Annotated in this window: 11 protein-coding genes; all 11 read left to right on the top strand. The window is 39.9% G+C overall.

Going from position 1 to position 12,323, the window contains the following annotated elements; genetic code table 11:
- Positions 1 to 12 precede the first annotated feature (12 nt).
- The 11 genes from ACLHDF_RS01595 (at position 13) to ACLHDF_RS01545 (ending at position 12,162) form a co-directional block, all read left to right on the top strand.
- Positions 13 to 147, top strand: coding sequence for a hypothetical protein (locus tag ACLHDF_RS01595; RefSeq protein WP_413917295.1), 135 nt, complete (start codon positions 13 to 15; stop codon positions 145 to 147).
- Between the two features lie 175 nt (positions 148 to 322).
- Positions 323 to 1,078 (top strand): DeoR/GlpR family DNA-binding transcription regulator, encoded by a 756-nt coding sequence (locus tag ACLHDF_RS01590; RefSeq protein ID WP_413917294.1) that lies wholly within the window; start codon positions 323 to 325, stop codon positions 1,076 to 1,078.
- Positions 1,079 to 1,676: 598 nt separating this feature from the next.
- A complete protein-coding gene (iolD, locus tag ACLHDF_RS01585; RefSeq protein WP_413917293.1) occupies positions 1,677 to 3,599 on the top strand; it encodes a 3D-(3,5/4)-trihydroxycyclohexane-1,2-dione acylhydrolase (decyclizing) in 1,923 nt (640 codons plus the stop codon).
- 95 nt (positions 3,600 to 3,694) lie between these two features.
- Positions 3,695 to 4,513 (top strand): 5-deoxy-glucuronate isomerase, encoded by an 819-nt coding sequence (gene iolB / locus ACLHDF_RS01580; RefSeq protein WP_413917292.1) that lies wholly within the window; start codon positions 3,695 to 3,697, stop codon positions 4,511 to 4,513.
- 15 nt (positions 4,514 to 4,528) lie between these two features.
- Positions 4,529 to 5,536, top strand: coding sequence for a 5-dehydro-2-deoxygluconokinase (gene iolC / locus ACLHDF_RS01575; RefSeq protein ID WP_413917291.1), 1,008 nt, complete (start codon positions 4,529 to 4,531; stop codon positions 5,534 to 5,536).
- Between the two features lie 24 nt (positions 5,537 to 5,560).
- Positions 5,561 to 7,018: a CoA-acylating methylmalonate-semialdehyde dehydrogenase gene (mmsA, locus tag ACLHDF_RS01570; protein WP_413917290.1), complete on the top strand. Its 1,458-nt coding sequence runs from the start codon at positions 5,561 to 5,563 to the stop codon at positions 7,016 to 7,018.
- A 112-nt stretch (positions 7,019 to 7,130) separates the two neighbouring features.
- A complete protein-coding gene (locus ACLHDF_RS01565) occupies positions 7,131 to 8,318 on the top strand; it encodes an MFS transporter (RefSeq protein WP_413917289.1) in 1,188 nt (395 codons plus the stop codon).
- A gap of 77 nt (positions 8,319 to 8,395) precedes the next feature.
- Positions 8,396 to 9,433 (top strand): Gfo/Idh/MocA family protein, encoded by a 1,038-nt coding sequence (locus ACLHDF_RS01560; RefSeq protein ID WP_413917288.1) that lies wholly within the window; start codon positions 8,396 to 8,398, stop codon positions 9,431 to 9,433.
- A gap of 102 nt (positions 9,434 to 9,535) precedes the next feature.
- Positions 9,536 to 10,417, top strand: a complete 882-nt coding sequence (locus ACLHDF_RS01555) for a sugar phosphate isomerase/epimerase family protein (RefSeq protein ID WP_251392060.1) — start codon at positions 9,536 to 9,538, stop codon at positions 10,415 to 10,417.
- A 255-nt stretch (positions 10,418 to 10,672) separates the two neighbouring features.
- Positions 10,673 to 11,725, top strand: coding sequence for a LacI family DNA-binding transcriptional regulator (locus tag ACLHDF_RS01550; RefSeq protein ID WP_413917287.1), 1,053 nt, complete (start codon positions 10,673 to 10,675; stop codon positions 11,723 to 11,725).
- A 131-nt stretch (positions 11,726 to 11,856) separates the two neighbouring features.
- Positions 11,857 to 12,162, top strand: a complete 306-nt coding sequence (locus tag ACLHDF_RS01545) for a hypothetical protein (RefSeq protein WP_413917286.1) — start codon at positions 11,857 to 11,859, stop codon at positions 12,160 to 12,162.
- Positions 12,163 to 12,323: the final 161 nt, after the last annotated feature.

Raw genomic sequence — 12,323 nt, 5'->3', positions numbered from 1 at the left:
TGCTTCTAGCTGTTGGTTGGAGGGCAAGGCGAAGACTCCTGCGAGAAAAGCGGAAGAGGTGAGACCCCGCAGGAGCGTACGCTACGAGGAGGCTCACCGGCCGCCCGCGGAATGCGAAGCCTTGCACGGAAATCAACAGCGGTGTAACAAGCGATCTATACTAGCTCATGTATCCAATTTGTTTGTCTTTAGCTAAGAATGATTTAGTTATGTCTCAATCTCTCTTTGTTTTAGCAGTTACTCTTCTAGAAAACACCTTTTGTAAGGGTTATAATAGTAAGTAACAAAAAAACGAAAAGAAAGATAAACGAAGGAGGTAGAAATGTTAAAAACGAAGCGAATTCAACAAATTCAAGAGTATGTTTTTGAACATGAATCTGTCTCATTAGATGATTTGGTTTCGGTGTTTGAAGTCTCTAAAAATACGATTCGACGCGACGTTCAAAAGTTAGTCGATGAAGGATATATAAAAAAAGTATACGGCGGAGTAGCTGTTAACCATGTGAAGCTTGAATCATTTAATGAGAGACAAACAAGAAATCAGTTTCAAAAGCGTTTAATTGCTAAAAAGGCGGCTCAGTATGTAGAAGACGGAGATGTCATATTTATTGATTCAGGAACTACTACGTTAGAAATGATTGAATTTCTAAAAGACAAATCGATAACGATTGTTACCAATAGTTTAGATGTTATCATCAAAGCCTTGCCTTTTGATACGCTAAAGGTAATTTCCACGGGTGGTTATCTTGAGCGTGAAACTCAATCATTTTCTAGTTTTAACCATGCCAATCCTGTAAAGAACTACAACTTCGATAAAGTATTTATGGCTTCTACGGGTATTTCCATATCAAATGGCGTTACCAATTCATCGTCCGTTGAAAGTGAAATTAAAGAAACCGTCATAAAAAGAAGTACAAAAGTGTTTTTATTAGCGGATCATACGAAATTTGATAAGTATGCAATGATTACGTACTGTGAGCTGCATGAAGTTGATTATTTAATCACAGATAAAGTGGACGTTAGCTATCAGCACTATGCACAAGAAAATGAGATTAACCTTATCATTGCGCAGGAATAACTGTTTTTCAGTTACTGTACATATGCTTAGATCTAGAGCCAGTAGGCATACAAAGAGGTATGCCTAGTCTCTTTTTCCTCTGTTCGCGCCCATCTATAAAGCGATTACAATTAATAAAAATATAAACTAACAAAATTTTTAAAAAAGTGTTTACAAAGTAAACTGAATATTATAAACTAGGTTCATAGATAAGAAAGCGCTTTTAAAACTTGATGAAATCGATTTCATCAAGTGGAGTTAAATAGTTTAATAGAATTGATTTTACAGGTAAGACAGAGTATGAAAAAATGATGGGAAAGTTAAGAATGAAGTTTGGAAAATATTTTTTTAACACCAAATGAAATCGATTTCATTTGAAAGTGGAATTTATGATCAATTTTCGATCTTTTTTCAATCTTCAAGCGTTAAAAAATGCAGGGAGTAAAAGCATTTTTCTCCTCCCTAAATAGCAGCTGAAATCAAGGAGAAAGCTAGGAAGCAAGAGGGTAGAACCCCATCTATCAAATTTTATGAAATCGATTTCATTTAAAAAAGAAGAAATAGTGTAAAAAAATCAATCTGTTAATGATTAATTTCAGAAGATAAGGTAGGAAGGTATATGAAAACGATAAGGTTAACAACAAGTCAAGCTTTAGTAAAGTTTCTAAATCAGCAATATGTAGAGTTTGATGGAAAAAAAGAACGTTTCATCAAAGGAGTATTCACCATTTTTGGACATGGAAATGTGGTGGGTATCGGGCAAGCGCTGCAGGAAAACCCAGGGGAGCTTGAAGTATATCAAGGAAGAAACGAACAGGGAATGGCTCATGCTGCAGTAGCTTTTGCAAAACAAAAACATCGAAAACAGATCATGGCCTGCTCTTCTTCCGTTGGTCCAGGCTCAGCGAATATGGTTACATCGGCTGCGACAGCTACTGCAAACAATATTCCGGTGCTGCTTTTGCCAAGCGATGTGTTTGCGACTCGCCAGCCGGACCCGGTTCTTCAACAAATTGAACAAACACATGATTTATCTCTTTCTACAAATGATGCTTTCCGGTCCGTCAGCAAGTACTGGGATCGAGTCAGCCGTCCAGAACAGCTGATGTCGGCTATGATCAATGCGATGCGTGTATTAACAGATCCGGCAGACACAGGGGCCGTTACAATCGCACTGCCGCAGGATGTACAAGGGGAAGCGTGGGATTTTCCAGAAAGCTTCTTCCGCGAGCGTACCCATCTTATTGAACGCCGCGAACCTTCGCGAGAAAGTATAAGAAATGCAGTGGAGCTGATTAAAACGAAGAAAAAGCCTCTTCTTATTTTAGGCGGCGGTGTTCGTTATTCAGAGGCTGCGGATGCATTTGCTGCATTTGCCGAAAAGTTTCATATTCCATTTAGCGAAACGCAAGCTGGAAAAAGCGGGCTTGAAAGCAACCATCCTCTAAATCTAGGAGGAGTCGGCGTAACAGGTAATAGTGCTGCTAATAAAATAGCACAATCGGCGGATTTAATTATTGGTGTTGGAACACGCTTCACAGATTTTACGACTTCTTCAAAGCTGTTTTACGCTGAAACGGATGTGTTAACCATTAACATTTCTGAATTTCACGCGTCAAAACTGGAGGCTACTAAAATTGTCGCGGATGCCAAAGTGGGTCTTGAAGCTCTTTCGGCTGAGTTAGAAGGCTACAAATCAGGCTATGAAACTGAAATTGAAGAAGCCAAATCAGAGTGGAATCAAGAGCTGAATCGTCTAAAAAATATTGCATACACAGGTGAAGAATTTATTCCGGAAATCAAAGGGCATTTTGATCAAAGCCTGTCGGAATATAAAAATAGCCTGAGCACAGAACTTGTCCAAACGACTGTGCTTGGCAAGGTAAACGAACTAATTGCACCTGATTCTATTATTACATGTGCAGCAGGAAGCCTCCCGGGTGACCTTCAGCGTATGTGGATCTCAAATGAACGTAATACGTATCACCTTGAATACGGATATTCATGTATGGGCTATGAAATTGCCTCTGCCTTGGGTGCTAAGATGGCTGAGCCGAATAAAGAAGTGTATGCGATGGTAGGAGACGGAAGCTACTTAATGCTTCATAGTGAGCTGGTAACCAGCATTCAAGAAGGAATTAAAATAAATATTGTTCTTTTTGATAATTCCGGCTTTGGCTGCATCAATAACTTGCAGATGGATAACGGAATTGAAAGCTTTGGCACAGAATTCCGTGTTCGTAATCCACGGACGGGGCAGCTTGATGGAGATATTATGCGCATCAACTTTGCTCAATCTGGAGCTGCGTACGGAGCAAAAACATATGAAGTGTATACAATGGAAGAGCTTGAATATGCCATTGAAGATTCCAAAAAGCAAAGTGTTAGTACATTGATTGACATTAAAGTTCTTCCAAAAACAATGACGGACGGCTACGATTCTTGGTGGCATGTAGGAGTAGCAGCCGTATCTGAAAGCTCAGATGTTCAAACGGCGTTTGAAGGCAAAGAAAGCCAGTTGCAAAAAGCAAGAAAATATTAATTCCTTAAAAAGATAGGAAATTCAGTTCGCTTGATTAAAGAGCGTCCCTGACATAAACACGTTAAAAAATAAGAAATAGAAAGGTGTGGAAACGAATGGCGGATTTAATCGTACCAACAAAAACAGCTGACAGCGATGGAAACGTACTAAGCATCACGCCAGAATCTGCGGGATGGGAGTACATTGGCTTTGAAGTTTATTCATTAAAAAAAGGTCAAACACTTAAAAAGAATACGGAAAATCAAGAAGTTTGTATTGTAATCTTGACCGGTAAGTCCAACGTTTCTACGAAAGAAGAGAAATGGGAAAACATCGGACAGCGAATGGATATCTTTGAAAAAATTCCTCCGTACTCCGTATATGTATCGAATGATGATCACTATGAAGTAGAAGCTGTAACCGACTTAGAAATTGCGGTGTGTGCAGCACCTGGAAAAGGTACATACCCTGCTCGTTTAATTACGCCGGAGGATGTGGGTGCAGAACATCGCGGAGCAGGAAATATCGCGAGACAAGTCCATAATATTCTTCCTGAACAAAAGCCGGCCGATAGTCTGCTAGTAGTGGAAGTGTTTACGCCGGAAGGAAACTGGTCAAGCTATCCGCCTCATAAGCACGATCAAGATAACTTGCCGCATGAATCGTATTTAGAGGAGACGTACTATCATAAAGTCAACCCAGGACATGGATTTGCAATTCAACGAGTATATACGGACGATCAATCTCTAGATGAAACAATGGTCATTAAAGATGGAGATGCAGTCTTGGTTCCTAAAGGGTATCACCCGGTATCTGCTCCTCCAGGTTATGAAGTTTATTATTTAAACGCCATGGCTGGTCCTGTTCGAACATGGAAATTTAATAATAGCAAAGATCATGAATGGATTATGGATGAAAAATTAGCATTAAAGTAAGGAGACGACGTGATTATGAGTTATTTAACATTCGATTCACAAAAGCGATTTGACCTTCTTGCAGTAGGAAGGCTTTGTATCGACTTAAATGCAAATGAATTTAATCGCCCGATGGAAGAAACGATGACGTTTACAAAATACGTAGGAGGATCTCCTGCTAATATCGCTATTGGTCTTTCTAGGCTTGGAATGAAGACAGGCTTTATTGGAAAAGTGTCAGATGACCAAATGGGCCGCTTCAGCACCAGATATTTAAATCAAAATAACATTAACACTGAAGGTATTGTAGTTGATCAAACAGGAGCCGTAACGGGGCTGGCCTTTACTGAAATTAAAAGTCCTGAAGAGTGCAGCATCCTGATGTACCGTGATAATGTGGCAGACTTAAAGCTTGATCCAACAGAAGTTTCTGAAGAGTATATTAAGCAATCAAAAGCGCTGCTCATCTCTGGAACGGCTCTTGCTAAAAGTCCTTCAAGAGAAGCCGTGTTTCTTGCTCTTGAATATGCGAGAAAACATAGCGTGGTTGTATTCTTTGATGTTGACTACCGCCCGTATACGTGGGAGTCAGAGGCTGAGACTGCCGTCTATTATAATTTAGCAGCTGAGAAATCAGACGTGATTATCGGTACGCGAGAAGAATTCGATATGATGGAAAAGCTTTTAAATTATGAAGAATCGAATGATCAAGTTACAGCTGAACGATGGTTTTCTCATCATGCAAAGATTGTCGTAATCAAGCACGGAGGAGAAGGATCGATTGCTTATACAAAAGACGGTCAGTCTCATCGAGGCGGCATCTTTAAAACGAAAGTGCTTAAAACATTTGGAGCTGGTGACTCCTATGCATCTGCCTTTATCTACGGGTTAATGCAAGAGTTTACAATTCCTGAAGCTATGAGATTTGGCGGTGCTTCTGCTTCCATTGTTATTTCGAAACACAGTTCTTCAGATGCGATGCCAACTGTAGAAGAAATTAAGCAGTTTATGGATACAGCTGAAGAAGTTCTGCAACAAGCGTAATCGAAAATTGAGAGGAGAATGAACATGACACAAACAACAGTAAAAACAGTGAAAAACTATATTGGCGGCGAATGGGTGGATTCATCTACAAGTCTGACAGAACCAGTTTATAACCCTGCAACGGGTGAAGTCATTGCAGAGGTGCCTCTTTCAACAAAAGCAGATGTAGATCAAGCTGTACAAGCTGCGAATGAAGCATTCAAAGGATGGTCAAAAACAGCGGTGCCAAAACGTGCGCGTATCTTATTTAAATATCAGCAGCTACTAGTAGATAACTGGGACGAATTAGCGAAGCTTGTGACGATTGAAAACGGAAAAAGCTTTAATGAAGCGCGCGGAGAAGTACAGCGCGGAATTGAATGCGTAGAATTTGCAGCAGGTGCTCCTACGTTAATGATGGGAAAACAGCTTCCTGATATTGCAACAGGTATTGAGTCTGGCATGTATCGTTATCCAATTGGTGTTATTGGCGGGATTACACCGTTCAACTTCCCAATGATGGTTCCTTGCTGGATGTTCCCTCTTGCGATTGCTTGCGGTAATACATTTGTATTAAAGCCTTCTGAGCGTACGCCGCTTTTAGCTGCAAGATTAGTAGAATTATTTGAAGAAGCTGGATTGCCAAAAGGCGTATTAAACATTGTAAACGGCGCGCATGATGTGGTAAATGGCCTTCTTGAGCATAAATTAGTGAAAGCAATTTCGTTTGTAGGTTCACAGCCAGTAGCTGAATATGTGTACAAAAAAGGTACGGAAAACTTAAAACGTGTTCAAGCATTAGCAGGTGCTAAAAACCACTCAATCGTATTAAACGATGCTGACTTGAACGTAGCAACAAAACAAATTATCGGAGCTGCTTTCGGCTCAGCAGGTGAACGCTGCATGGCAGCATCTGTCGTAACGGTGCAAGAAGGCGTGGCAGATGAATTAATTTCACGACTCGTTCAAGAGTCAAACAACATCGTCATTGGAAACGGATTAGAAGAAGATGTTTTCTTAGGACCGGTTATTCGTGAAAACCATAAAGAACGTACGCTTAGCTATATTGAATCTGGTGTAGAAGAAGGAGCTCGCTTAGTTCGTGACGGTCGTGAAGATCATGCGGTAAAAGAGAATGGCTATTTTGTTGGACCAACTATTTTTGATAACGTTACACAAGAAATGAAAATCTGGCAAGACGAAATCTTTGCACCGGTGCTTTCTATCGTACGTGTAAAAACGTTAGAAGAAGCAATTGACGTTGCCAATAACTCTCGATTCGCAAACGGAGCTTGTATCTATACAGACAGCGGCGCAAGCGTACGCGCGTTCCGTGAAAATATTGAGTCGGGCATGCTAGGAGTGAATGTAGGGGTGCCAGCACCTATGGCGTTCTTCCCATTCTCAGGCTGGAAAGACTCTTTCTACGGCGATCTTCATGCCAATGGTACAGACGGCGTAGAGTTCTATACAAGAAAGAAAATGGTTACGGCACGCTACTAAGAATTCACTTATCATACTATGGGATACTAGCGACATTTGCTAGTCCCCTGTAGTACAATCTAATGAAAAATAAAAGTCGGTTTTTTCGTAGTAACAAAATGGAAGTGATTAGTTGAATGCTATAAGTACCGTCAAAAATAAGTATCTTTTTGCAGCTGTTTCGTTTATCTTTTGGTTCTCGCAGTTTATTTACGTACCTATTTTGTCTCCTTATATGGAAGGGCTAGGAGGCACGTATGCCTTTATTGGTTTAGTGTTAAGCAGCTATGGACTCATGCAGCTGTTATGTCGCCTTCCGTTAGGGATCTTTTCAGACTTTGTGAAAATGAGAAAACCGTTTGTTATCTTCGGCATGGTAGCCAGCATGTCAAGCTGCCTGCTATTTTCGTTGACTGATAGCTTAATAGGCGTGTTTATATCACGCTGTTTGGCTGGATTGGCAGCGGCAACGTGGGTTGCCTTTACGATTTTATATTCAAGCTACTTTGAACGTGAAAAAATAACCCGTGCTATGAACATCATTTCGTTTATAGTGGTTTTGGCCCAGCTTTTAGGCATGAGTTTAAGCGGTTACATTGTAAGTGAGTGGGGATGGCACGCTCCGTTTTGGATAGGAACGATTTTGAGTATAATAGGCGCCGTTCTTTCCCTTTTCATTTACGAACCTAAAGAGAGCGTAAGCCGCTCGCCTATAAAGCTTAAGGAATTAATCAGCGTAATGAAAGAGCCGTCGCTATTAAAAATTTCGCTGCTGTCTATTTTAGCACACAGCGTTATTTTCACTACCATGTTTGGTTTTACTCCTACGTACGCATTAAGCGCAGGATTTAGAGAGAGTGAGCTGAGTTTGATTGTCTTTTCCTTTATGATCCCTCATGCAGTTGCTCCTCTTATTATGGAGAAGCTATTTGTTTGGCGATTTGGAAAATGGACGATCTTGAAGGCGGCATTTTTTCTGGCTGCATTCTTTACCTGTATGATACCTATGACAGAAAATAAAATCTTGCTTTGTGTCATTCAAAGTTTGAACGGGTTTTCATTAGGATTAGTATTTCCTCTTATGTTAGGAATGTCTATTGAAAAAATAGCTGTAGAAAAGAGAGCTACGGCGATGGGAGGATACCAAGCGCTGTATGCGTTAGGAATATTCGGGGGTCCTTTTGCTGCGGGAATATTAAATTCTTGGATGGGACTTAAAGCAGGCTTCTTTTTTGCAGCAGCATTAGGGTTAACCGCTACCGTTTTTGCAGCGGCATGGGGTAAAAAAACAGCGTCATATAAAATGTTTAAAGCAAAATAAAACGTATGGCAGTAAGAATCTATTTCTATTTTTGAGCACTATTTTTTAAGTTCACATATTAAAGGAGGCCATAGATTATGGTATTAAAAATTGGCGTTATTGGAACAGGAGCAATCGGACAAGATCATATTAGAAGAATTACCAATACATTATCAGGCGGCAAAATTGTTGCGGTTACGGATGTAAATCAAGAACAAGCAAAAGCTGTTGTAAAAAATCAAAACTTGGATGCCGTTATTTATGATGACGGACATGAGCTGATTAAGTCAGAAGATGTAGATGCAGTTATTGTTACTTCTTGGGGACCGACGCACGAGGAGTTCGTGCTTGCAGCGATTCAAGCTGGAAAACCTGTATTTTGCGAAAAGCCGCTTGCTACGACTGCTGAAGGCTGCAAAAGAATCGTTGACGCTGAGATTACACACGGCAAGCCATTGGTGCAAGTCGGCTATATGCGCCGCTATGATACAGGGTATCGTGCTTTAAAGAAAGTGATTGAAAGCGGGCAAATTGGTGAAGCATTAATGGTTCACTGCGCACACAGAAATCCTACGGTACCTGATACATATACAGGCGATATGTCAATCGTTGATACATTCATCCACGAAATTGACGTTTTGCGCTGGTTATTAAATGACGATTATGTATCTGTTCAAATCGTGGCACCGAGAAAAACGAGCAAGGCACTTGAACATCTGCAAGATCCAATTATGGTGCTACTAGAAACAAAGCAAGGCGTTCGAATTGATGCTGAGGTCTTTGTAAACTGCCAGTACGGCTATGATATTCAATGTCAAGTAGTAGGAGAAACAGGAATTGCCTACTTACCTGAACCTTCAAGCGTCGTTTTACGCAGCGAAGCAAAGAAATCTACTGAAATTTTAGTAGATTGGAAAGATCGATTCATCGACTCTTATGATACAGAACTTCAAGACTGGATTAATTCAACGCTTAAAGGCGAAGTGAATGGACCAACAGCATGGGATGGTTACGTTGCGGCCGTTACTTCAGATGCTTGCTTAGAAGCGAAAAAATCAGGGAATATTGTTCCTATTTCTTTAGGCGAACGTCCTGGTTTCTATCATAAAACATTAAGCGCAGCAGGCAAAATGTAAGCGTAAGAACGCTCTGTTTATGAAACAGCTTACTTATAGATCACATTAAAATACTGGGGGATGGGCACGTCTAGTGTGCATAAAAGAAAGGGGAGCTTTAAATTGCGTTTAGCATATGATCCGTCACATTACCGTGACAATACAAGTTTAAAAGATACGATTGATACAGTTGCAAGATTAGGTTATGAATACGTAGAGTTATCACCGCGCAAAGATTTTATTTGGTTTTATGAATACCCAAAAGTTGATAAACAGCGTATAAAAGACTTAAAAAGATATTGTGCCGATGCCGGTGTGAAAATTTCTTCTGTGCTTCCGGTGCAGCAATGGTCTTCACCAAATGAGCAGGAACGTGAAGCAGCAGTAAGGAACTGGAAGCGTACAATCGAAATTACTTCTGAGCTGGAAGTAGATTTAATGAACAGTGAATTCAGCGGAGACAAGAGCCGGCCTGTTGAAAGCGAAGCGGCTTTTGTTAAATCAATGGAAGAGCTGATGCCGATTTTTGAAAGAGAAGGAATTAAGCTTAACCTCCAATCGCATCCAAATGATTTTATCGAATTAAACACAGAAGCTATTGCAATGATTCGTGCGCTGGATAAAGACTGGATTAAATTAGTTTATTCTGTCCCTCATGCTTTCTTTTATGACGATGGCATTGGCGATGTAGCGAAGCATATCGATGAAGCAGGTGATTTGCTTGCACACGTTCTGATTGCTGATACGCTTAACCATAAAGCAGCGTTTGGACTTCGCTATATTGTAAATCCGCCTGATGCGAATGTAACGATTCACCAGCATTTAAATCCTGGTGAAGGAGAAATTGATTTTGATGCATTGTATCGCAAGTTAAGAGAAATTAAATTTGATGGCATCGTAACAAACTCTGTATTTGCCTACCCTGATCGACCAGAATGGTCAAACGAAGTAACGTTAAAGTCGATTAGAGAAGGATTAAATATTAAAGAAGGCCTAAACATTTAACGTGATCGACTGAAGTGATGCGAAACATAAAAAGATATGTTTTGCATCACTTTTCATGGTTTATGCTTGAAATAAGATCAGAACTTGTGGGCATAGCTAGTTTAAAATAGTCTTAATTGTGTTCTATTCAGACCCCCACCATAATGATAAAGAGAGGCTTTATTATGCCAGTAAGGTATAATAGAGATGGATGCAAAACGGATAGAACTTTTCATTATAAAATGTTAATTACTACAGATAAAGGTGAGTGAATGTATGTCAGTTAAAATGAGTGATGTGGCCAAACTAGCTAATGTAGCTCCAGCTACTGTCTCGCGAGTTCTTAGTCAGCCCCACCTAGTAAGCAAAGAAACGCAGGAAAAAGTCTTAAAGGCCATTGAAGAATTAAATTATCAGCCCCATATTATCGCTAGACAGTTCAGGAAAAAAGAAACAAAAACCATTTTAGTAGTTGTTCCTGATATTACTCACCCGTTTTTTTCGGAAGTTCTTAAAGGAATTCAGCATACGGCCATTAAAAGCGGCTACCGAGTGATTTTAGGAGATACAGAAAACGATATTGAGCGAGAAGGAGAGTTTGTTGATTTATTATTCCAAAAGCAAGCGGACGGCATGATCTTGTTAACAGCCCGCATGGATAAAGATAGAATTGAACAAGTCTCCAGACAGTTCCCTACGGTTCTTGCGTGCGAATACATTGACGGCTTAGATATCTCTACCGTATCTATTGATAATATTAGCGGGGCGCGAAAAATAACGGAGCATTTAATAAGCCTTGGGCATACCAAAATCGCGCATATCACGGGCCCTATGAATGTTATCTTAAGCCGTGACCGATTAAAAGGGTACCGCCAAGCTATGATTAGTCACGATTTACCCGTGGATTCCGCTTTTATTCAAGAAGGAGATTTCAGCTTAGAGTCCGGTTATCATCAAATGATTCGCTTATTATCGTTGGAACAACGACCAACTTCCGTATTTGTTTTTAACGATGAAATGGCGATAGGAGCGATAAAAGCCGCAAAAGACAGCGGGTTAAAAGTGCCTGAAGATATAGCTGTAGTAGGGTTTGATAACTCAAAAATGTCGGATATCATTGAACCTCATATTACAACGATTGAGCAGCCTAAATATGAAATTGGAAAAAAAGCGATGGAATTATTGCTTGGATTAATGAGCGGAAAAGCGTTAGAACGAAAAAAGTTTGTATTAAAAGATGAACTAATCGTACGCGAGTCTTGCGGAAGTAAATCTACAGTGAAAAATTTTATACAGCTTGAAGGCCCAGCTGCGAAACTTAAGAGTTAAATAGTGTGATTCAAGCGCTATGCTATGACGTTTTCTGCTGAAAAGTAAACAAGAGAAACAATCATTTTTGCCTTCTCTTGTTTACAGCAAAGTGAAATTAATAATCTGATAAAAAAGAGAAGGTGGCTTTAGTGAGGGTTACGGGAACGGTATTCAAAAAAAGAACATATCCAAAGCATCACTATAAAAGAATGGATCACCTCTCTTTTTTGGAGGTGAAAGATAACATCCAGTTTGATGGCGATGTGCTGAAGATCATTCCTGTTCTTAGTCAAAAAGCCATGGAATCTTGGAATATAGGAGATGAAATTGATGTGGAAGGTGAAATGAAGTATATTCGCATCATTACTTCATTAGGAAAGCTCAGCCTGCTGCCTGTCCCTGTGTTTATTGTAAAAACAATTAGGGAAATAAAACCTTCTTCTGTAACTAGTTAAGTTGTCAGCCATTAAACAGTTGTTGGGGATCATAAACCGCATTTACATTTGAATGGAGATTGAATTCTGAAATTTCTTACAAAATATATATTCATTCAAGTCTATTTTTAAAAGGGATTTCTACCTTCTAGCCAGAAAAATAATACATATCATTTTCTGGA

This window comes from Priestia megaterium (assembly GCF_046599315.1).
In the GTDB taxonomy this organism is placed as follows: domain Bacteria; phylum Bacillota; class Bacilli; order Bacillales; family Bacillaceae_H; genus Priestia; species Priestia megaterium_F.
The sequence above is the reverse complement of the archived record's forward strand: the minus strand, read 5'-3'. Positions and strand labels throughout refer to the sequence as shown.